The 20,963-nt window shown below is 50.6% G+C and carries 18 protein-coding genes; 11 read left to right on the top strand and 7 right to left on the bottom strand.

Going from position 1 to position 20,963, the window contains the following annotated elements; translation table 11 throughout:
- Positions 1-59 precede the first annotated feature (59 nt).
- The 3 genes from EL111_RS06205 to EL111_RS06195 all read right to left on the bottom strand — a co-directional run bounded on the left by EL111_RS06205 (position 60) and on the right by EL111_RS06195 (position 4,203).
- Positions 60-722 (bottom strand): glutathione S-transferase family protein, encoded by a 663-nt coding sequence (locus EL111_RS06205; protein WP_123795341.1) that lies wholly within the window; start codon positions 720-722, stop codon positions 60-62.
- A 111-nt stretch (positions 723-833) separates the two neighbouring features.
- Positions 834-2,324 carry a S41 family peptidase gene (locus tag EL111_RS06200; RefSeq protein WP_123795340.1) on the bottom strand — a complete coding sequence of 497 codons (1,491 nt, stop codon included), beginning with the start codon at positions 2,322-2,324 and terminating at the stop codon, positions 834-836.
- Between the two features lie 151 nt (positions 2,325-2,475).
- A complete protein-coding gene (locus EL111_RS06195) occupies positions 2,476-4,203 on the bottom strand; it encodes a peptidoglycan DD-metalloendopeptidase family protein (RefSeq protein WP_123795339.1) in 1,728 nt (575 codons plus the stop codon).
- 183 nt (positions 4,204-4,386) lie between these two features.
- Between EL111_RS06195 and EL111_RS06190 the strand changes: the two genes are divergently transcribed.
- The 4 genes from EL111_RS06190 to EL111_RS06175 all read left to right on the top strand — a co-directional run bounded on the left by EL111_RS06190 (position 4,387) and on the right by EL111_RS06175 (position 6,881).
- Positions 4,387-4,932, top strand: a complete 546-nt coding sequence (locus EL111_RS06190) for a CreA family protein (protein ID WP_123795338.1) — start codon at positions 4,387-4,389, stop codon at positions 4,930-4,932.
- A gap of 28 nt (positions 4,933-4,960) precedes the next feature.
- Positions 4,961-5,509 (top strand): YqgE/AlgH family protein, encoded by a 549-nt coding sequence (locus EL111_RS06185; protein ID WP_123795452.1) that lies wholly within the window; start codon positions 4,961-4,963, stop codon positions 5,507-5,509.
- The gene (gene ruvX, locus EL111_RS06180) at positions 5,502-5,975 is read left to right on the top strand and encodes a Holliday junction resolvase RuvX (protein ID WP_123795337.1); all 474 of its coding nucleotides are present in this window, start codon (positions 5,502-5,504) and stop codon (positions 5,973-5,975) included. Before EL111_RS06185 ends, ruvX begins: the two co-directional genes overlap by 8 nt.
- Before the next feature lie 486 nt (positions 5,976-6,461).
- Positions 6,462-6,881 (top strand): YidB family protein, encoded by a 420-nt coding sequence (locus EL111_RS06175; protein ID WP_123795336.1) that lies wholly within the window; start codon positions 6,462-6,464, stop codon positions 6,879-6,881.
- Between the two features lie 368 nt (positions 6,882-7,249).
- Here the strand turns inward: EL111_RS06175 and EL111_RS06170 are convergent, their stop codons facing one another.
- Positions 7,250-7,537, bottom strand: coding sequence for a hypothetical protein (locus tag EL111_RS06170; RefSeq protein WP_123795335.1), 288 nt, complete (start codon positions 7,535-7,537; stop codon positions 7,250-7,252).
- A 220-nt stretch (positions 7,538-7,757) separates the two neighbouring features.
- On the opposite strand from EL111_RS06170, the gene EL111_RS06165 reads away from it, so the two are divergent.
- The 4 genes from EL111_RS06165 (at position 7,758) to EL111_RS06150 (ending at position 13,086) form a co-directional block, all read left to right on the top strand.
- Positions 7,758-9,008, top strand: a complete 1,251-nt coding sequence (locus EL111_RS06165) for a lipoprotein-releasing ABC transporter permease subunit (RefSeq protein WP_123795334.1) — start codon at positions 7,758-7,760, stop codon at positions 9,006-9,008.
- Positions 9,001-9,699: a lipoprotein-releasing ABC transporter ATP-binding protein LolD gene (gene lolD / locus EL111_RS06160; protein WP_123795333.1), complete on the top strand. Its 699-nt coding sequence runs from the start codon at positions 9,001-9,003 to the stop codon at positions 9,697-9,699. Before EL111_RS06165 ends, lolD begins: the two co-directional genes overlap by 8 nt.
- 149 nt (positions 9,700-9,848) lie before the next feature.
- Positions 9,849-11,615 (top strand): exodeoxyribonuclease V subunit alpha, encoded by a 1,767-nt coding sequence (gene recD / locus EL111_RS06155; RefSeq protein WP_123795332.1) that lies wholly within the window; start codon positions 9,849-9,851, stop codon positions 11,613-11,615.
- 286 nt (positions 11,616-11,901) lie between these two features.
- Complete coding sequence (locus EL111_RS06150; RefSeq protein WP_123795331.1) at positions 11,902-13,086, top strand: hypothetical protein; 1,185 nt, start codon at positions 11,902-11,904, stop codon at positions 13,084-13,086.
- Between the two features lie 237 nt (positions 13,087-13,323).
- On the opposite strand, the gene EL111_RS06145 is transcribed toward EL111_RS06150, so the two are convergent.
- Positions 13,324-13,728: an RNA-binding S4 domain-containing protein gene (locus tag EL111_RS06145; RefSeq protein WP_123795330.1), complete on the bottom strand. Its 405-nt coding sequence runs from the start codon at positions 13,726-13,728 to the stop codon at positions 13,324-13,326.
- Positions 13,729-13,939: 211 nt separating this feature from the next.
- Between EL111_RS06145 and EL111_RS06140 the strand changes: the two genes are divergently transcribed.
- From EL111_RS06140 to EL111_RS06130, 3 genes are all read left to right on the top strand, one after another.
- Positions 13,940-14,899 carry an acetyl-CoA carboxylase carboxyltransferase subunit alpha gene (locus EL111_RS06140; RefSeq protein WP_123795329.1) on the top strand — a complete coding sequence of 320 codons (960 nt, stop codon included), beginning with the start codon at positions 13,940-13,942 and terminating at the stop codon, positions 14,897-14,899.
- A gap of 331 nt (positions 14,900-15,230) precedes the next feature.
- Complete coding sequence (tilS, locus tag EL111_RS06135; protein WP_123795328.1) at positions 15,231-16,526, top strand: tRNA lysidine(34) synthetase TilS; 1,296 nt, start codon at positions 15,231-15,233, stop codon at positions 16,524-16,526.
- Between the two features lie 114 nt (positions 16,527-16,640).
- Positions 16,641-16,934, top strand: coding sequence for a type II toxin-antitoxin system HicB family antitoxin (locus tag EL111_RS06130; protein ID WP_197717746.1), 294 nt, complete (start codon positions 16,641-16,643; stop codon positions 16,932-16,934).
- 429 nt (positions 16,935-17,363) lie between these two features.
- Here EL111_RS06130 and pyrG read toward each other — a convergent pair whose 3' ends face one another.
- Complete coding sequence (pyrG, locus tag EL111_RS06125) at positions 17,364-18,998, bottom strand: CTP synthase (protein WP_123795327.1); 1,635 nt, start codon at positions 18,996-18,998, stop codon at positions 17,364-17,366.
- Between the two features lie 148 nt (positions 18,999-19,146).
- Positions 19,147-20,817 (bottom strand): AMP-binding protein, encoded by a 1,671-nt coding sequence (locus EL111_RS06120; protein ID WP_123795326.1) that lies wholly within the window; start codon positions 20,815-20,817, stop codon positions 19,147-19,149.
- Positions 20,818-20,963 lie beyond the last annotated feature (146 nt).

Here is a 20,963-nt window from a genome sequence, read left to right as displayed (position 1 = left end):
TTACTCTGTAAATGCCGTCTGCATATCGGTATCGGATGATGCAGACGGCCTTGTTGGGTTTAAAGAACCGGTTTTCCTGACCGCTCAACGGCGCGGCGGTAGGCAGGATTGTGTTCCATATCGCCGATATAGCGGAGAATATGAGAATAGGCTGCTAAATCAAAGCGTTTTCCTGCCGCCTGTATCGGAAAGCTCATCATGACATCGGCAAGGGTGATATGGTTGCCGAGCAGCCATTGTTGCTTGGCCAATGTTTCGTTGATGTGGGCAAGGTGGAGTTCGGTTTGGGGGTGGATAAAGCTGCTTTTGACATTGCTGCTGATTTTTCGGGCAACCGGTTTGGCAAAAAACGGCATCGGGGCGGTTTCTACCCGCTTGAACACCAAAGAGAGCAACATCAGCGGCATCAACGAACTTTCTGCATAATCGGCCCAACGGCGGCATTGCCAGTATGCAGGGGTATTGTACTCAGGCAGCAGGTTGTGTTTGCCGTAGTTGCGCGCCAGATATTCGGCGATAACGGTGCTTTCGGTTAACACCAGCTCCCCGTCTTCCAATATGGGTGATTTGCCGAGCGGGTGGACGGTTTTAAGCGTTTCCGGCGCGAGCAGGGTTTCCGGATTTCGGGGATAAGACACCAGCTTGTATTCGCATTCGAGCAGTTCAAGCAGCCAGACGATACGGAAAGCGCGGGATTGTTGCAGGGCGTGTAAAGTCAGCATGATTGCTTTCGGATAGGGAAAGTTGTTCCATATTGTATAAGAAAGGCCGTCTGCAAAACAGCATGATGTTTTGCAGACGGCAACAGGCAGGGATTCACGGAAAAGTAATGTTTATTCCGAATCTTTTTCTGCTTCTTTGTTATCTTTTTTCGGCGCGGGCTTTTTCGCGGCCAAACCCAAAGACTTCTGCCATTCTGCAGGATCTTTTACCAAATCCAGAGCTTTTCGCAGTTGTTCGTCTTTATCGGGATTGGGCGTGCGGCGGGCGATGATGTCTTCTTCTTTTTCTTTATCGGTTTTGGCTTTAGGCTTCTCGGCAGGTTGTTCGGTTTCTGCGGTGTCGGAAGTCGGTGTGGCTACGTTTCCGTTGACATCTTCACCGCCGAGCGGGTTGCCGATGTGGCCGACCAAATCTGCTTCACGGCTTTCGTAAGTACGGTCTTTATCCTTGACTTCTACATCAGGTACGATGCCCTGCGCCTGAATCGAGCGGTCGTTCGGCGTATAGTACAGCGAAGTGGTCAGTTTCATGGCGCTGCCGTTGGAAAGCGGAATCACGGTTTGTACCGATCCTTTGCCGAAACTCTGCGTGCCGACAATCACGGCGCGTTTGTGGTCTTGCAGCGCACCGGCCACGATTTCGGAAGCAGATGCGGAGCCGGCATTGATTAAGACGGTAACCGGAATGTCTTTCAACTCGGGCGGCAGGTTTTCCAAAGGATCGCCGCCGCTTGCGCTGATGTAGTCTTCGGGTGCGGATGTTAAGACCATGCCTTCTTTGCCATCGCGCCCTTTGGTGCTGACAACGGTAACGTCAGAGGGCAGGAAGGCGGCAGATACGCCAACTGCTGCGTTGAGCAAACCGCCGGGGTCATCGCGCAAATCGAGAATCAGGCCTTTGAGCGGTGCTTTGTTCTGCTTGATTAAGTCTTGCGCGGCAGTATTGACGGCCGCTATGGTAGGCGCTTGAAATTGGGTAATTCTGATATAACCGTAGCCCGGCTCTAAAAGGTGGTTGCGGACGCTTTTAACTTTGATGATGGCGCGGGTCAGGTTGACGACAATCGGCTTGTCGGCATTTTTACGCGACAGAGTCAGGGTAATTTTGGTACCCGGCTCGCCGCGCATTTTTTTCACGGCCTCGCTGACACTCATGCCGCGCGTGGATTCGTTATTGATTTTAACGATGAAGTCGCCGCTTTTTACGCCTGCACGTTCGGCAGGGGTATCTTCAATCGGAGCAACGACTTTGATGAAGCCGTCTTCTTGTCCGATTTCCATGCCCAAGCCGCCAAACTCGCCACGGGTGGATTCTTTCAAGTCGGCATAGCCTTTTTTATCCATGTATTCGGAATGGGGGTCGAGACCGGATACCATGCCCTTCATGGCGCCTTCAAACAGCTCGGCATCGGGTTTGTCCTGATAATAATTGGCTTTGATTTGACCGTACACTTCTGCCATGGTGCGGATAGACTGTACCGGAAGGGCTTCTTCTTTTTTGTCTGCACCGGCGGCAAAACTCTGAACGCTGAGGCTGACGGCAATGCCGCTGAATGCGCCGAGTGTGTAAAGTGCGACTTTTTTCAAAGTGGATTTGGACATTATGGATATTTCTCTTTCTGTGCCGTTTACAGACGGCATGATACAAACGGGTCAAACTTTATGCGATTATCCGCAGCGAAACAAGCATTTTCGGGTAAGGAAATGTTAGTTGTTGTTGGGATAAGGCAGGGCGGGCCGGCTTCGGGGCGGGTTAATCAATCCAAGACAAGGGGTTCATATTTTGTCCTTTGTAGCGGATTTCAAGATACAGCCCTTCTTCTCCGTCAGGCAGCTTGCCGCTGGTACCGATCGGGTGGCCTGCGCCGACGCTGTAACCTTTGGATACGCCGGTATCGCTTAATCCTGAATAAACGCTGGTATAGCCTTCGCCGTGGTCGACGATGACGACTTTGCCGTAGCCTTCCAATTCGCCGGCATAGCTGACATTACCGGCGGCGAGGCTGCTTACGCCGGCAGGTGAGGTTTGGTAAAACACGCCTTTCCAAAGATTGCCGTTGGCGCGCTGCTGTCCGAACAGGCCGGTAAGCATACCGCTGACCGGTTTTTTCAGACGGCCTTGCAGACGGCTGAAGCTGTTCGGGTTGCTGACGGTCATGTTGCCGCGCGGAGCAGGTGCTTTGAGCTTTTTGTCGTCATCGGTCAGATTGGAAAGGGCGGCACGTTCCTGTTCGGCTTTTTTGCGTGCTTTTTCCGCAGCAGCCAAACGCGCTTCCGCTGCTTTTTTGCGTGCTTCGGCTTCTTTTTTCCGCTGCTCGGCTTTTTGTTTGTCGAGGTCGGTCAGCAGCGTGTTGAGGCGTTTTTCATTGTCTTGCTGTTTGACGGCTTTTTTGGCTTCCTGCGCCATTTTGTTGTTTTGGCGGCGGCTTTCTACCTGCTCTGCCGTATTTTTCGCGCCCTGTTTTTTCAACGCAGCCTGCGCGTTTGCCTGCAGACGTTTCAGGTGTGCCAGCTCACGGGTGATTTTGGCTTCTTGCGCGCTCAGCTCTTTTTGCTGTTGGGCCAGTTTTTTGACAACATCTTCATTCGAGCGGTTGATGTAGCGGGTATAGCGGAGAAAGCGGGTTTTTTGGCCGGGTTCGGCATTTTTCAGAAACAGGGCAACGGCATTGGGTTGGTTGTTTTTATAGTGGCCGGATACAAAACGCGAAACTTGGGCGCGGGTATTGGAAACTTCGGTTTTCAAGCGGTTTAAATCGCTGCTGAGTTTTTGCAGCTTATCCCACGCATTGCGCTGTTGGCGGTTGATGTTGCCCAAATTGCTGCGCGCCTGTTGCAATTCTTTCAGGTTGCCGTTTACGCGTACGAGAAAATTTCCCGTACGTTTGTGTAACGACTGTTTGGCTTCCAAATCATTGGTGGCGGCGGTCAGCGCGGCGCGTAATTCGGGGGTGTCGCGGTTGTTGTTTTCCGCTGCTTTGGGCTTTGCTTGTGTTTGGTTTTTGGCTTGGTTTGCTGCCGCAGTTTTTTTAGCGTTTGGGGTGTTTTTATCGTTTGCAGCCTTGGTGTTTTTGGCTTTGTTTTGTTCAGTCTTGTTTTTGGCAGCTTGTGCCGGCTCTTTGCGGGTTGGGGTTGCTTTGCTGCCGGCGGTTTTGTTTGCCGGTTTGGCGGCGGCTTTGCGCGGCTCGTTTTTATCGGCTGCTTTTTTATCCGCTGCTTTGGATTTGGCGGTTTGGGTATTTTTTTTATTGTCGTCTTTGCTGTTTTTTGTTGCGGCCGGTTTGCTGCGGGCAGGGGCTTTTTCCGCGGTTTTGCCGGTTTTACTTGAGGCAGCGGTTTTTTTATTGTTTTTGCTGGCGGTTTCTTTGTTGTTTGTGCTTTTTTTGGTTACAGCGGTTTTGCTTTTCGGTGTATCGGGAGCGGAAAAAGCCGGGGTTGCAAAGCAAAGGGTGAGTGCGAGCAAGAGGGGTTTGTAAGACATGGTGTTTTCTTTTTGTGTAATCAAAGCAATTAGGGGATTATACTGTTTGTCAGGCCGTCTGCAAACGCTGCAAACCGATAAAATCAGGCTGAAATGGCAGAATGACGGTCTGCTTTGCTTGCAATATGGTCAAACGCTCTTATATAGTGTGGCATATTGTTGCGAACACAAAGGTGCGTATTGATGAAAAACATTGTTTCGGGGGCTTTGGCTGCTTTGTTGTTGGCGGCCTGCGGCGGTGAAGTCGATAAAATCGGCCGTGCCAGTACGGTATTCCATATGCTTGGCAAAAACGACCGTATCGAAGTGGAAGCCTTTGACGACCCTGATGTGAAAGGGGTGTCCTGCTATGTTTCCTATGCGAAAAAAGGTGGCTTGAAAGAAGCGGTCAACTTGGAAGAAGATGCCAGCGATGCTTCGGTATCTTGTGTGCAGACGGCCTCATACATCAGCTATGATGAAGCTGCGGTGTTGAAGCCTAAGGAAGTGTTCAAGCGCAGTGCCAGCGTTGCCTTCAAGAGTCAGCAGATTGTCCGCTATTACGACCCGAAACGTAAGGCGTTTGCTTATTTGGTGTACAGCGATAAAATCGTACAGGGTTCGCCGAAAAATTCTTTAAGCGCATTATCGTGTTCGGGCGGCCCGAAAGCCGATTTGCAGACGGCCTCACTCCAACCCGGCCAGCAGATTGTCGGCGCTTGTGTCATAACTGCCGCATCGGGCAAGTAAACCGCTCAACCAAACGTGTAATTTTATGATGAATCTGACCGACCATTTCCTGATTGCCATGCCCGATATGGATGATCCGTTTTTTGCCGGAAGCGTGGTTTATATCTGCGAACACAATGAAGACGGGGCTTTGGGCATTATCATCAATAAGCCTTCGCCGATTACCATCGATATGATTTTTGTTGCTTCGGGGCGTACTGTTCCCTTGAGCAGGCAGCAGGAGAGTGTCATGATGGGCGGGCCTGTGCAGGTGGACCGCGGTTATGTGGTACATACTCCTGTCGGCGATTGGCAGAGCAGCATGATGGTCAGCGATGATATTGCGCTGACTTCGTCCCGCGACGTAATTGAACATTTGTCCGAGCAGGGTAAGGTAGAAAAGGCTTTGGTGAGTATCGGCTATTCGAGCTGGTATAAAGGGCAGTTGGAGCGGGAGTTGGCTGACAATGTCTGGCTGACGGTTGAGGCAGACGAGCATATTTTGTTTGACGTGCCTTACGAGCAGCGTTACGCCGCGGCCTTTGCCAAATTGGGATTTTCGCCGGACAATTTGATAGCAGGAGCAGGCCATGCTTGAAGCACCCAAAGGCACGACATTGGCTTTCGATTTCGGAGAAGCGCGTATTGGTGTGGCGCAGGGCGATGCCGAGCTGGGCATGGCACACCCGTTGGCAACGGTAAGCGGTAACAGCAACGAGGTCAAATTTGAAGCCATTGCCAAACTGGTTAGGGAATGGCAGCCGGTGCAACTGGTTGTCGGCCTGCCCACTCATGCGGACGGTACCGAGCACGAGCTTACCCGTTTGAGTCGTAAGTTCGGCCGCCGCCTGCACGGACGTTTCAACCTGCCGGTGTATTGGGTGGACGAGCGTATGTCATCGCTTTATGCGGAAAGCCTGTTGGCCGAAGCCCAAGTTTTCGGGCGTAAGCAAAAAGCGGTGTTAGACCAAGTGGCGGCGCAGGCGATTTTGCAGGGCTTTTTTGCCGGAGGAGCTGCCGAGTTTTTCAACGGCAGGGATACGGAAGAAGTTTCAGCGGATTAAATGTACCGGCCGAAAGCCTGTTTTCCGCAACCGGGGATTTGGCAGCGGCGGCCGAACCGCTTTGGTTTGAGTAATAATCGTTTGAGTCGGCAAAAGCCGTCTGTAAAATGGGCTGCCGGAAACAACTTTCCGATACCCCGTTTTGCAGACGGCTTTTATAGTCGAATAAAATAAGAATGAGACAAGGCAGCGAAGCCGCAGACAGTACACATAGTACGGCAAGGCAAAGCAACGCTGTATCATTCTTATTTTAAATGACTATATCGTCAAACAACATAGCATGAAACCATACTGCCTGCTGTTTGGCAGATGATAAACCGCCGCTGCAGATATTTTATGCTCAAGGCCGTCTGTAAAAAGCATGGAAACAAAACCGTGCCGTTTTGCAGACGGCCTTTGCCTATATTTGCGTTCGCCGTGGCAACGCTAACCCGAAATTTGCTACACTGCTGCTGTTTTTAACCTTTTAATAATCGAGGGCACATTATGGCATTGATGGATACTTTACTGAACGCGGCTACTCAGGCATTAAGCGGCGGCAATGCACAAGGACAAGGTTCTATGGTTGAAATGGCGATGGAATTGGTGCAGCAGCAGGGCGGTTTGGGCAACCTGATTGGCCGTCTGCAGCAAGGCGGTTTGGGCGATGCGCTCAACAGTTGGATTTCTACCGAACAGGACAACGTGCCGGTATCGGGCAGCGAAGTGCAAAATGCTTTGGGTAGCGATGTTATCGCGCAAATCGCTCAGAAATTCGGTTTCGACAACCAGCAGGTAAGCGAGCTGCTGGCGAAAGTATTGCCGATGTTGGTGGATAATGCCACGCCGAACGGTACGGCTCAGGACGCGGACGGTTTCGGTTTGGACGACTTGGCTTCGATGGTGTTGAAAAACTTTTTGAAATAACAGCGGACATTGCCGCATAACCAATCAAATCAGACAGTAAAGCCGCAGGCAGTACAGACAGTACGGGTCGGCGGCTTTGCTGTTTCGGCAGTTTGGTTCCGGCGCTTCTTGCGGGCAAAGCAAGGCCGCATCAGGCTTATTATTTCAAACAACTATTGATAAAAGCCGTCTGCAAAACGGGGGCAGAACATTTATTTTTCTTTCCCCATTTTGCAGACGGCTTTTGCCAACTGAAACAAGTTATAGTCATTTAAAATAATGAATGATACAGCGTTGCTTTGCCTTGCCGTACTATGTGTACTGTCTGCGGCTTCGCTGCCTTGTCTCATTCTTATTTTATTCGACTATATTTCTCAAACCGAAACGGTTTATTTGCAGCTTACCCCTTGAATTTGTGGGGCGGCTCCGTCGCCGACTTTAAACGTACACTTGGTCGGGCTGCTGCCGGATACGGTAACACTGTCGCCGGAGCGGGCAAGGCTGACCGGCTCTTTAACGCCCATGTTTAATGCGGTGGAAGCCAGTTTTTGCACATCCGAATCAGAATAGGACGTGGCGTTGCTGCTGATTTTGATTTCCTTGGCGGCATGAGCGTTGACGCTGAATGCCAAGCCTGCCGCTACGGCGGTCAGCGCAAGGAATTTGGAGGTATTCATATTTTTTTCCTTATGGGTGTGTCCCTTCTCGGACACAGTAGGTTCAGGATAAGGCTGTTTTAGGGATTATGCAAGCATTTCGGTAGTTTTTACTGAAATTTCCGCTAAGTTATTTCGTTTTAACATTGCCTTTGCGCGCGTTTGCCTCCCTTCGGACGGTATCACAGGTTTTGCGGTACAATAGCCGCTTTATGTCAACTTTAAAGGCAGCTTATACATAATGGCTTCTTTAGAAACATGGATCGGCCTGCGTTATTTGCGGGCAAAAAAACGCAACGGCTTCATGTCGTTTATCACAATGATTTCTATTGCCGGCATTGCGCTGGGTGTTACCGCATTGATTGTGGTGTTGTCGGTTATGAACGGTTTTCAGAAAGAAATCCGCGGCCAGCTTCTGAATGTTGCGCCCCACGCGGAAGTCGGCTATTTCGATACGGGCAACGGCGAAAGCTGGCAGAGCCTGCGCGAGTTGGTGAAAGACAAGAAGGAAGTCTTAGCCAGCGCGCCGTATGTAGCCGACCAAGCCTTGCTGGCCAATGCCGGAGAGGTGCGCGGCGTACAGATTCGCGGTATTTTGCCCGCTGAAGAAAAAAATGTTGTGGACTATGGCGACAATATGCCGTCGGGCAGCTTTGAGGCTTTAAAAGCAGGTGAGTTTGACATTATCTTGGGAGAAGGGCTGGCTCAGGCATTGGGTGCGGAAACCGGTGGCAAGGTAACGGTTATCACCCCCGAGGGTAATGTAACGCCTGCCGGTGTTGTGCCGCGCCTGAAGCAGTTTAATGTGGTCGGTATTGTGAAAACCGGTGTGTATGAGGTGGATAATACGCTGGCGATGACGCATCTGAACGACGCTCAGGTTTTATACCGTATGGGAGACGGTGTCGGCGGTTTGCGCCTGAAGCTCGCCGATCCGCAAAATGCGCCCGATTTTATCCGCAACCTGATTCCGGCCGCGCTGCAGGATCAGGTATGGGTACGCGATTGGACGTTCAGCAACCGCAGCTATTTTGAAGCGGTAGAGCTGGAAAAACGCATGATGTTTATTATCTTAACCTTGATTATCGCCGTGGCCGCGTTTAATTTGGTTTCTTCTCTGGTGATGGCGGTAACCGAAAAGCAGGCGGATATTGCCATTTTGCGGACTTTGGGTCTGGCGCCTTCCGGCGTGATGAAAATTTTTATGGTTCAGGGTGCATTTGCCGGCTTTTTCGGTACGCTTATCGGCGTGGTTTGCGGGGTATTGCTGGGCTGGAATGTCGGCAAAATTGTCGCATTCTTTGAAAAATTGTTTGGCGTACACCTGATTAATTCGCAGATTTATTTTATCGATTATCTGCCGAGCGATGTGAATATGCGCGATGTGGTGGTGATTGCCTGCATTTCCTTGGGCTTGGCTTTCGTTGCCACGCTGTATCCGAGCTGGCGCGCATCAAAAACCCAACCGGCGGAGGCTTTGCGTTATGAGTAATATTTCTGAAAAACAAATGGTGCTCAAATGTGAAAACGTCGGCAAAGACTATAACGACGGCGTGTTAAACGTGCGGGTGTTAAACGGTTTGAACCTTGAGGTGGCTCAGGGGCAGAGTGTCAGCATCATCGGCTCTTCCGGCAGCGGAAAATCCACACTGCTGCATATTCTCGGCGGTTTGGACAAGCCGTCTGAAGGCCGCGTTATCCTGATGGACAACGATTTGGGTCAGTTGAATCAGAAGCAGTTGGGTCTTCTGCGTAACCGCTATTTGGGTTTTGTTTACCAATTCCATCATTTGCTGCCGGAATTTTCGGCTTTGGAAAACGTGATGATGCCGATGCTGATCGCGAAAAAGCCCAAAGCGGAAGCCGAAGCGCAGGCAGCGGAAATGCTGGATAAGGTCGGCTTGAAACAGCGTATGCTGCACCGTCCGAGCGAACTCTCCGGCGGAGAACGGCAGCGCGCCGCCATTGCACGTGCTTTGGTCATGCAGCCGAAATGTTTGCTGGCCGACGAGCCGACAGGCAACCTCGATCGCAAAAATGCCCAAAATATTTTGGATATGATGTTGGATTTGAAAAACGAATTGGGCACGAGTTTGGTAGTCGTTACCCATGATGACGAGCTTGCCTGCCGCTTTGAACGCGTGATGACGATGAGCGACGGGCGTTTGCTGAACAAATCGTAATCAAACCTTAAAAGGCCGTCTGCAAACAGCAGCGAAACACCATGTTTCGACAAGCAATTTGCAGACGGCCTTTTTTATGCGTTTGCCCCTTGCGGCGTGCTTCACTATATAATAATGCCGTCTGCAAAACCGCCCGAACGGATATTGATATGACTCCAACCCCCGTTTCCGATTTGAATCATTCTGCTGCATTTGCTACTACGGTGTTTTTATCACGATTTGCGCCCGAAGAGGCAAAAATCGTGCAACCCTATATAGAACAACTGTTTGGCGCGTTGCAAAACGGACATTCGTTTATCCGCTTGAATGACGCGCAAGCAGCCGAATTGCAACAGGCCGGGAAAATTGTCGGCGGCAGCGGCAATACGCCTTTGGTGCTTCAAGGGCGGAGGCTGTTTTTAGGGCGGCTGTGGCAGCTTGAGCATGATTTGGCAAAAGAAATCAAGCGATTGGCTACGGCAGAAACCGAGGCGGTGGATTGGTTGCAGGCCGCACAGAATTTGGCAGACTGGTTCGGCAGTGCAGGCAGCAACGGGCAGCGGGACGCGGCGGCCTTGGCATTGCTCCAGCCGTTTATGTTGATTACCGGCGGACCGGGTACGGGCAAAACCACCACCGTTGCCAAGCTGCTGGGCTTGATTTGTGCCAACAGCCGAAGCTCTCTGCCCCGGATTTCATTGGCCGCACCCACGGGAAAAGCAGCAGCCCACATGGCAAAAGCCCTGCACCGCGCTTTGGACGGCTTCGCCCTTGCAGACGGCATCAAACGGCACTTGCAGCAGTTGGAAGGGCAAACCGTACACCGTTTGCTGAAACTGCGCCCACCGCAAATGCTGCCCGCGTTTGATAAACATTCGCCGTTGCCGTTGGATATTTTAGTGGTTGACGAAGCCTCCATGTTGGATATTTCCCTGCTGTTGCAACTGCTGCGTGCGCTGCCGGACGGCTGCCGGGTCATTTTTCTCGGTGACCCTTACCAACTGCCGTCGGTAGGAGTGGGGGCAGTATTGTCGGCATTGGTGCAACCCACGATCTTGGACGGCAAAACCCATCAGGAATTGAGCGGTTATCTTCCGCAACACGGTTTTACCGTCAGCGAAGACGCGCCGCCGTTGTCAAAAAATACCGCGCATTTGAGCGTCAGCCACCGTTTTGGAGCCGACAGCGGTATCGGCTGTCTGGCAAGGGCGGTGTTGGCGGGAGAGGCTGAAGAGGCTTGGGCACAGTTTGCGCGCTTTCCCGATGATTTGGAACTCGGCTCGGGAACCTTCGGGCAGCAGGCAGTCAAGCTCTACGGCCTGCATGAAGCCTATTGGCAGGCCGTGGATAAAGGAGATGTCGCGTTGGCTTACGGACACGCCGCCGATGTGGTAGTACTGACGGCATGGCGGCAGGATGCGGAAGCATTCAATCAGGCATATACCGATTATTTGCGGCGGCAGGCGCGTGCCAACGGTGTTTTGCCTTATTTTGCCGGACAAATCATCATGATTTCCCGCAACGATTACACGCTGGATTTATTTAACGGCGATATTGGTTTGATTATGCCGTCTGCAAAACAGCAGGATACCTTGGCCGCCTATTTTCCGATTGCAGACGGCTTTAAAGAAGTGGCCATCAGCCGTTTGCCCGAATTTGAAACCGCATTCGCCATGACGGTACACAAGAGCCAAGGTTCGGAATATCGAGAAGTCTGGCTGTTGCCGCCGAGCGTACCGCAAAACACGGAATCGGAAGCAGAGGGCGACGCGCTTGCCGGCTTGAACAATGCCCTGTTGTACACCGGCATTACCCGCGCCCGCAACCGCTTTGTGTTTTGGGGCGGGCAGAGCGAGCTGGTTGCGGCAGTCCATACCCGCAAAAAACGCCAAACCGCGCTGAAAGAAATGTTGGAGGCTGTATTTCGGGAAGATTGAACAATCGTTTCTCAAAGAACAGAAGTGAAACAAGATGTATCGTCAGGCCGTCTGATTTGCAGACGGCCTTTTATTTGATTACGGTCAACAATAGCGGAGAAAATATCGGTAAATGTAAATTTTTCTTGACGAATTTCAACAAAATCAATAGCATTCCAAATCATTTGATTACGAAATTTAATTATTTATTTCAATCAGATGTTATCGAAATAATATAAAACCGCCATACGGGTTGCCTGCCGTGTGGCGGGAGATACTGTTAACACTACCCGAATCGGAGAGAAACATGAAAGTCCGCAAAAATTTAGCGTTAGTTTGCGCCGCGCTGGTGGCCGTACCTGCTGCCGCATGGGCGGAAACAGCAGGCGGCAGCCGTGATGCCGCAGCATTGGCGACTACCGACAGCAACACCAATTTCGGCAGCATTATCCGTAAAGACGAAGACAAAATCAGCATTTTTAATGATTTGGTTACGGTAAACGGCGAGTTCCGCGTGCGCATCGACAGTGAAGATACGGCCGCCAGCTATGCAGAAACCCAGCCGAAAGACAATACGCACAGCGAATTTAACATGAACCTCTGGTTGCGCGCCAAACTCTACAAAGATTGGAAATTGGTTACCCAAATCGAACCGAATATTGATTTGGAAACCGGCAAATTCCGCGGCGACCACGATATTCCGATGGTCAAACTCTACGGTGAAGGTACGGTTTATGACTTTGGCGGCAACGCCGGCTCGTTGAAAGCACGTTTGGGCAAATTCGGCGCGCTCTCGTCATACGGCCGCGTATGGGATACGGAAGTAACCGGCGGCGAATTGTTTTGGGACAATAAAATCCTGCCGACCAAGCTGACCGCAGGCAGACGTACAGGCGGTTTGAACGGTAATGTGTGGGGCAGCGGCATCAACGGTAAAGACGAAGGCATCGGCGGACGCCGTAAAAAATTCGTTACCCTGCAATCCATGTATCCGGTCAATGACCGCATCAATGTCGGCGCAACCGTAAGCTACATGAAAGATTTGGATATGTACGACTTCGCCGACCAAACGGTACGCATGAATGCGAAAGACGCGCTGTTCGGCGAATTGGGCATGGATGTAAAACTGAACGATGATTGGCGTTGGATGATTGCCGGCAGTAAATCCAATATCAAGGCATATAACGACAACGGCGTGAAAATCAAAAATGACGGTTTGTTTACGGAATTACGTTACAAACTGGCCGATTGGAATCAGCGCAATTCCTACCATGTTGCCGTAAACTACCGCCGTGTCGGTGCGCTTTCGGGCGTATCCTCTATTGAAGATTACAGCAAAAACGTACAGGGCGTACAGCTTGCTGCCGCCTATATTCCGTGGAAAAACTGGAAATTGAGCGGTTTCTATCTGCACGGCAAACAGGTTACGCCGGTCGGTGCTGAGAAATTGGACGTAAATGTCGTGCGTGGTCAATTAGAATATAAATTCTAAGATTGGCGACATCATCAAACAGGCAGGCATTCCTGCCTGTTTTATTTATAACAGACTGACGGCGTATTTGCAGACGGCCTGAATGCTTGATATGCCGTCTGCAAAATCAGCAAATCAAGCCGTTATGTGGCAGATGTTGAAGAACAGACGGTTTGTTTGCTGAAAAATACCGTCTCTAAAAATTACCGTTCCCACACCGATGGCAACGGTAAATTGCAGACGGCATAAAAAGTATGTTTACAGCCAACTGTCGCGCTTGACCTTGTCGAGTTGGCGGCGGTCGCGTTTGGTCGGGCGGCCGTCGGGGTAAGCAGCGGTAATGCGGCTGGCTTGATCGAGCAGCTTCTGCGCCTCGCGTTCGGCAGCGGTTTTCATGTCTTCTTCATAGAGCAAACGTGCTTCCGGCGCGGGACGGCGCTGGTGGTTGAGTGCCAGCACCTTGATTTTGTAGGGCAGGGAATTGAGCGTCAAATCAATGGTATCGCCGGCGCTGATGTTTTTACTGTTTTTCACTTTGCTGCCGTTAACTTGGACACGTCCCAATTCGATGTGTTTTTGTGCCAGCGCGCGTGTTTTGAAAAAACGTGCCGCCCAAAGCCATTTGTCCAAACGCATTGCGCCGTTGTCGTGGTCGTTTTTCATAAGCCGGTGGAAAAGATTGAACTCAAGCCGAGTTTAGCATAAGATACGGCGTTGCTGTATTTTTAGTGTATCTGCACTATTTTTCAGGCAGGCAGATATGATGGCGTTTCCGGCAACAATGCAGATATTTTTTGCACGAAATGCTGCTAAAAATGCCTGATTAGCGTATGATGATACAGAATCAAAATCCCAGTAGTGAGAGCTTCATTTTATGAAACCTGTTTTTTTGGACTTTGAACAACCGATTGCCGAGCTTACCAATAAAATTGACGAGCTGCGGTTTGTACAGGGTGAGTCGGCAGTGGATATTTCCGATGAAATTGCCCGCCTGCAAAAGAAAAGCAATGATCTGACCAAATCCATTTTCAGCAAGCTGACACCTGCCCAAATTTCACAGGTCTCGCGCCACCCGCAGCGTCCTTACACGCTGGATTACATCGATGCGCTGTTTACCGATTTTGAAGAGCTGCACGGCGACCGCCATTATGCGGACGACTATGCCGTTGTCGGCGGCTTGGCACGTTTCAACGGCCAAAGCGTAGTGGTTATCGGCCATCAGAAAGGTCGGGATACCAAAGAAAAAATCCGCCGCAACTTCGGCATGCCGCGCCCCGAAGGCTACCGCAAAGCCCTGCGCCTGATGCAGACGGCGGAAAAATTCGGTCTGCCGGTGATGACTTTTGTCGATACCCCGGGCGCGTATCCGGGCATTGGCGCGGAAGAGCGCGGCCAATCCGAAGCCATCGGCCGCAATTTGTATGAATTAACCCGTCTGCGCGTGCCGGTATTGTGTACCATTATCGGCGAAGGCGGTTCCGGCGGCGCGCTGGCGATTGCTGTCGGCGATTATGTCAATATGTTGCAATATTCTACTTATTCGGTTATTTCTCCGGAAGGTTGCGCGTCGATTTTATGGAAAACCGCCGAAAAAGCCGCCGATGCCGCACAGGCTTTGGGCATTACCGCGCAACGCTTGAAAGAGCTGAATCTGATCGACCGTGTTATTGATGAACCGCTGGGCGGTGCACACCGCAATTACGAAGCGGTAATGAGCAGCGTGAAAACCGTATTGGAAGCACAACTGTACGAAGCGCAAGCCTTGCCGATGGCAGATCTGCTGGACCGCCGTTTCGACCGTATTATGGCATACGGAAAATTTACGGAAAAATAACCGTTACCATTGCAGCAAGCAGGCTTAAGCCTGCTTGTTTTTTATAGAAAATGCCTGAAAACACAGCAAAAGGCCGTCTGCAAAATGGTTATCTGCGTACATTTTCAGGATACATGGAAATTTCGGCTGTATCGCCTTTTCACACAGAATGATGCCAAACTGCCGCGCCTTGCTCCAAGAGGGCATTTGGCTGAACGGTCGAAGCAGCAGGCTCTCCGCTCCGTACTGTTTGCGGTTTGCTGCCTGATTGCATTCTGCATGATGCGGTGGTGTCAGAGCGTTTGTTCCGAAAGACGTTTGGCGGATATTTTGAAATGATTTGAAAGCGACAATGGATTTGTTTGAACAATTTATGCGCGGTTTTCCCAAGCTTGAGGACTTTTCCCGCATTGAAGTCGGTTTGAGCGGCGGTTTGGATTCAGTCGTATTATTGCATTTGTTGGCGCGGGCTGCACGGCAACACCGTTTTGATTTGCGTGCGGTTCATGTTCATCACGGTTTGAGTGAGAACGCCGATATATGGGCAGGGTTTTGCCAAAACTTATGCAGCCGCTTGAATATTCCGCTGCGGGTAGTACGCATACAAATCGAGCAAGACGGCTCAGGCATCGAAGCCGCCGCCAGAAAGCAGCGTTACCGTGTATTTGCAGACGGCCTGAGCGATATTGTCGCCTTGGCACACCATCAGGACGATCAGGCGGAAACCTTTTTGCTGGCTGCCGTACGCGGTGGCGGATTACGCGGATTGGCCGCCATGCCGGTTTGGCGGAATCTGAACAGCCAAACGAGAATTTGGCGGCCTCTGTTGGAATTTGGCCGTTGCGATTTGGCGGCTTATGCTGAAGAGCAAGGGCTGGATTATGTAGAAGATGAAAGCAATGCGGACAACCGCTTTTTGCGAAACTGGTTTCGCAATGAGGTGCTTCCTCACTGGCAGTTGCGGATACCTTCGGTGCAACGGCATATTTTAGCCAATATCCGGTCGTTGCAGCAGGATTTAGCATTATTGGATCAGGTAATCGAAGCAGATTATCAAGATATATGCTCCGATGGTTTTTTCGATATAGCCAAATGGCGGGCATCAGATGATTTGCGCCGTCGCCATGTGTTGCTGCACTTTTTACGCAGTCATGATGTTACCGCACCTCAAGCCGTTGTTCATGAGATGGAAAGGGTACTGCTGCAGGCAGAGCAAGGCGAATGGCGTTTGCCGCAAGCAGATATTTATGCCTACCGAAACCGCTTGCGGCTGTTGCCTAAGGGGTGGGAACATCGGCTTCCGTGGACGGAAAAACCGTTGAAAGGCCGTCTGCAAACCATTTTGCAGACGGCAGGTTTTGTCTTGAAACCGCACCCGAACGGTTTATCCGAAGCAGCGCTTCATCAGCAGGGTATGATTCGGACGTTTCATACAGGAGATCATATTGCCCAAGCATACGGCAGTAAAACCGTCGGCAAAATTTTGCAGGAAGCACACGTTTTGCCTGCCGTCCGCCGCCATTGGCCGGTACTGGCCGATGTTTCCGGTCAACATTGTTTGGCGGTTGCAAATTTCCGTACCGATTGTAATCAGTCGGCTGAAGAAGGGTGGTGGCCGGTGTATGAGCCGTTTCAGGCGTTTTACTGATACGGCCTTTTAAGGTAAAGTGATACGTTGTTGCTGCGCGGTTTATGAGGCAAAACCGGCAACCGGATTTTTTCGGCTGAATTGAAATAATCCAGCTTATGTAAGGAGAAAATTATGTACTACTCAATCGCCATTGAACCTCCTAGCACTCCAAGCGAATGCTTTGGGGTGATTGTTCCTGATTTGCCGGGATGTTTTAGTGCTGGTGATAGCATTGATGATGCCATCAAAAGCTCGTGCGAAGCGATATATCTGCATTTGGACGGCATTTCAGACGATGGCGAAGAAATTCCACTCGCCAAAATAGTATCCGACCACGCCAATAACCCGGATTTTCAAGGTATGATTTGGGCTTTAGTGGATATTGATTTATCAAAATATGACGTAAAAGCCATAAAATCAACGTAACCTTGCCAAACTGCCTAAATGATGTTTTACCTGAATACGCTGCACGATAAAGGCAGCCATCAGTTATTGAATGGGAGTATTTGATATTGAATGGGAGTATTTGAGCGGCGGCCGGACTCGAACCGGCATAAACCGCGTCCTGTGCCAAGCAGGAGGGCGACCCGTTGCCCATTGGTAACAGCCGCTCAAATACTGTGTATAGTCATTTAAAATAAGAATGATACAGCGTTGCTTTGCCTTGCCGTACTATGTGTACTGTCTGCGGCTTCGCTGCCTTGTCTCATTCTTATTTTATTCGACTATAGAATTATTCTAACATGATTGAAATTGGAATCAACAGCCATGAGCCGGAACCGGCTTTGCAACAAGAGAAAAGAAATAGCGAAAATACCTCCCTTGTCGGGAGGTATTTTTTATGACCAATCAGTATTAAGCCTTCTTATTACTCAAAGCCGCTTTGACGAAGGAAGTAAAGAGCGGATGGCCTTTACGCGGGTTGGAGGTAAATTCCGGGTGGAATTGGCAGGCAAAGAACCACGGGTGATCGGGCAGTTCGATGGTTTCGACCAAACGCTCGCGGCCTGCGGAAACACCGCCGATGACCAAGCCTGCGGATTCGAGTTGCGGCAGGAAGTTGTTGTTGACTTCATAGCGGTGGCGGTGGCGTTCGCGGATGCGTTCGCTGCCGTAGATTTTCGCGGCAAGGCTGCCTGCTTTTAAATCGACTTCTTGTGCGCCCAAACGCATGGTACCGCCCAAGTCGGCATTTTCGTCACGCGTTTCTACATTGCCGTCTGCAGTTTGCCATTCGTCAATCAAACCGATTACCGGATATTTGGTTTTCAGATCGAATTCGGTAGAAGTTGCGCCTTCCAAGCCGGCCATATTGCGGGCGTATTCGATTAAGGCGATTTGCATGCCGAGGCAGATGCCCAAATAGGGAACATTGTTTTCGCGCGCATAACGGACGGCTGCGATTTTGCCTTCTACACCGCGCGAGCCGAAGCCGCCGGGAACCAGAATGGCATCCATATCCTGCAGCATGGAAACATCGCCGTTGTTTTTCTCGATGGCTTCGCTGTCGACAAAGGTAATCTGTACATCGGTTTCGGTATGGATACCGGCGTGTTTCAATGCTTCAATCAGCGATTTGTAGGATTCGGTCAAATCAACGTATTTGCCTACCATGGCAATCTTGGCGGTGTGTTTCGGATTTTGAATCGCATGAACGATTTTTTTCCATTCGGTCAAATCCGCCTGCTGTACGTTTAGTTGCAGCTGCTCGGTAATGATGCTGTCTATGCCTTGGTTGTGCAGCATTTCGGGAATTTGGTAAATGCTGTCGGCATCGTAACTGCCGACTACCGCACGCTCTTCCACATTACAGAAAAGTGCGATTTTGCGGCGTTCGTCTTCCGGCATGATGCGGTCCATGCGGCAGATGAGAATGTCGGGCTGAATGCCGATGCTGCGCATTTCTTTAACGGAATGCTGGGTAGGTTTGGTTTTGATTTCGCCGGCGGCAGCAATATAGGGAACGTAGCTCAGGTGGGCAAATAAAGTATTGTTGCGGCCGAGTTGGCTGCGCATTTGGCGGATGGCCTCCAGAAACGGCAGCGATTCGATGTCGCCGACTGTACCGCCGATTTCGACAATGGCTACATCATAACCGGCCGCGCCATCATGAATGCGGCGTTTGATTTCGTCTGTAATATGGGGAATGACTTGTACCGTTCCGCCCAAATAGTCGCCACGACGTTCTTTGGCGATTACGTTTTCATAGACTTGGCCGGCGGAAAAGCTGTTACGCTTGTTCATCGTGGAGTTGATGAAACGCTCGTAGTGGCCCAAGTCGAGATCGGTTTCCGCGCCGTCATCGGTAACGAATACTTCTCCGTGTTGAAACGGGCTCATCGTTCCGGGATCGACGTTGATATAGGGATCGAGCTTGAGCATGGTTACTTTCAAGCCGCGTGATTCGAGAATGGTGGCAATAGAAGCGGCGGCGATACCTTTGCCCAGTGAAGATACGACGCCGCCGGTTACGAAAATAAATTTAGTCATGATGTGCTACCCATGTTGGAATATGTGATTTTACCGTGAAGCAGCGCGGCTGGCAAACGGGAAACGGAATTGTTGCAAATCGGCAAAATGCCGTCTGCAAATTGCGGATTTTGCAGACGGCATAGAGAAGGAATCAAACCCGCACGAATCAGTTTTTGTTTTCGTCCCGCAGCTCGCGGCGCAGGATTTTGCCTACGTTGGATTTGGGCAGTTCCTCGCGGAATTCGATATTGCGGGGTACTTTGTATGCGGTCAGTTCTGTCCGGCAGAAAGCGATGAGTTCTTCCTCGGTAAGCGAAGAATCTTTTTTGACGACGAAAACTTTAATTGCTTCGCCGGTTTTTTCGCTCGGAATACCGATACAGGCCACTTCAAGAACTTTGTCGTGGTGTGCGATGACTTCTTCGACTTCGTTCGGGTAAACATTGAAGCCGGAAACCACAATCAGGTCTTTTTTGCGGTCAACCAGTTTAAACCAGCCTTTTTCATCTACGACTGCAATATCGCCGGTTTCCAGCCAGCCGTCTTTGTCGATAACTTTGGCCGTTTCTTCAGGACGGTTCCAGTAGCCTTTCATGACTTGCGGCCCCCGTACCCACATTTCGCCCGGCTGCCCTTGGGGAACTTCCGTGCCGTCTGCATTTCGGAGCTGGACTTCGGTCGAGCAGACAGGCAGGCCGATAGAGCCGGTATAGGCGGGGATATTCAAGGGGTTGGCGCAAACGCCGGGGCTGGCTTCCGTGAGGCCGTAGGCTTCGACAATCGGCGTGCCGGTCAGTTTTTTCCATTTTTCGGCTACGGCTCTTTGGGTGGCCATGCCGCCGCCAAATGAAAGTTTCAAGCCGGAAAAGTCGATTTCGGCAAAATCAGGGCGGTTGACCAGACCGTTGAACAAAGTATTGACGCCGACAAATACGCTGACGCGCTCTTTTTTCATGTCGGCGATAAATGATTTCATGTCGCGCGGGTTGGTAATCAACACGATTTTCGAACCGATGCTGGAGAAAATCATCAGGTTGATGGTTAGGGCAAAGACATGATACAGGGGCAGGGCAGCGATAACGGTTTCTTCGCCTTCTTTTAATTTTTGCTTAATCCATTCGTGTCCCTGCATCATATTGGCGCAGATGTTGCCGTGGCTCAATACCGCACCTTTTGCGACACCGGTGGTGCCGCCGGTATATTGAATGAATGCGGTATCTTCACGGGTAACGGAAACGGTTTTGAAGGTATGTGCCGCACCTTGTTTTAATGCCGCCTGAAAAGTGATGGCATGCGGAATGCGGTATTCGGGTACCATTTTTTTGACTTTCCGCAATACAAAGTTGATTAAGTTGCCTTTGATTGCGCCGAACATTTCGCCAACCGAAGCGACGATGACGTTTTGAATGTCGGTACGCGGCAACACCAATTCCAGCGTATTGGCGAAGTTTTCCAAAACGATGATGGTGGTCGCACCGCTGTCTTTTAATTGGTGTTCCAACTCCCGCGGGGTGTAGAGCGGATTGGTATTAACGATAATCAGACCGGCTTTCAAAATGCCGAACAAGGCAACGGGGTATTGCAGCAGGTTGGGCATCATGATGGCAACGCGCTCGCCGCGCGGCAGTTTTAAAACATTTTGCAGATAAGAGGCAAACTGGGTAGAGAGACGGTCGGTTTCCGCATAAGTCAATATTTTGCCCATGTTTTGGAAGGCAGGTTTATCCGAAAATTTTCGGGTACTTTGCTCGAAAACATCGTTAATCGACTGATAACGGGTAACGTCAATTTCGTGGGCAACGCCCGCTTCATAGCTTTGAAGCCAAATCTTTTCCATAGTGAACCGTGTTTGAAAATGATATTAGAGTAAAACTACCAGTCTTCATTATACCCGTAAAATGCAACAGGGTATGGATTTAATCGGCAGATATAACAGTGAGGGGAAGTCATGATGCCGGGCAATGATGTTTGTGATGATTTCGA

Origin of the sequence: Neisseria animalis (assembly GCF_900636515.1) — a bacterium.
Taxonomy (GTDB): Bacteria; Pseudomonadota; Gammaproteobacteria; order Burkholderiales; family Neisseriaceae; genus Neisseria; species Neisseria animalis.
Note: the sequence above shows the minus strand (reverse complement) of the source record. Positions and strands in the feature narration are given on the sequence as shown.

Bases quoted from the DNA above. Each gene is read 5' to 3' on its own strand.
- lolD (WP_123795333.1), top strand. From the start codon at position 9,001: ATGAGTAATATTTCTGAAAAACAAATGGTGCTCAAATGTGAAAACGTC.
- EL111_RS06120 (WP_123795326.1), bottom strand. From the start codon at position 20,817: ATGGAAAAGATTTGGCTTCAAAGCTATGAAGCGGGCGTTGCCCACGAA.
- EL111_RS06150 (WP_123795331.1), top strand. From the start codon at position 11,902: ATGAAAGTCCGCAAAAATTTAGCGTTAGTTTGCGCCGCGCTGGTGGCC.
- EL111_RS06205 (WP_123795341.1), bottom strand. From the start codon at position 722: ATGCTGACTTTACACGCCCTGCAACAATCCCGCGCTTTCCGTATCGTC.
- EL111_RS06170 (WP_123795335.1), bottom strand. From the start codon at position 7,537: ATGAATACCTCCAAATTCCTTGCGCTGACCGCCGTAGCGGCAGGCTTG.
- recD (WP_123795332.1), top strand. From the start codon at position 9,849: ATGACTCCAACCCCCGTTTCCGATTTGAATCATTCTGCTGCATTTGCT.
- EL111_RS06165 (WP_123795334.1), top strand. From the start codon at position 7,758: ATGGCTTCTTTAGAAACATGGATCGGCCTGCGTTATTTGCGGGCAAAA.
- EL111_RS06190 (WP_123795338.1), top strand. From the start codon at position 4,387: ATGAAAAACATTGTTTCGGGGGCTTTGGCTGCTTTGTTGTTGGCGGCC.
- EL111_RS06195 (WP_123795339.1), bottom strand. From the start codon at position 4,203: ATGTCTTACAAACCCCTCTTGCTCGCACTCACCCTTTGCTTTGCAACC.
- EL111_RS06145 (WP_123795330.1), bottom strand. From the start codon at position 13,728: ATGAAAAACGACCACGACAACGGCGCAATGCGTTTGGACAAATGGCTT.
- EL111_RS06200 (WP_123795340.1), bottom strand. From the start codon at position 2,324: ATGTCCAAATCCACTTTGAAAAAAGTCGCACTTTACACACTCGGCGCA.
- ruvX (WP_123795337.1), top strand. From the start codon at position 5,502: ATGCTTGAAGCACCCAAAGGCACGACATTGGCTTTCGATTTCGGAGAA.
- EL111_RS06175 (WP_123795336.1), top strand. From the start codon at position 6,462: ATGGCATTGATGGATACTTTACTGAACGCGGCTACTCAGGCATTAAGC.
- tilS (WP_123795328.1), top strand. From the start codon at position 15,231: ATGGATTTGTTTGAACAATTTATGCGCGGTTTTCCCAAGCTTGAGGAC.
- EL111_RS06185 (WP_123795452.1), top strand. From the start codon at position 4,961: ATGAATCTGACCGACCATTTCCTGATTGCCATGCCCGATATGGATGAT.
- EL111_RS06140 (WP_123795329.1), top strand. From the start codon at position 13,940: ATGAAACCTGTTTTTTTGGACTTTGAACAACCGATTGCCGAGCTTACC.
- EL111_RS06130 (WP_197717746.1), top strand. From the start codon at position 16,641: ATGTACTACTCAATCGCCATTGAACCTCCTAGCACTCCAAGCGAATGC.
- pyrG (WP_123795327.1), bottom strand. From the start codon at position 18,998: ATGACTAAATTTATTTTCGTAACCGGCGGCGTCGTATCTTCACTGGGC.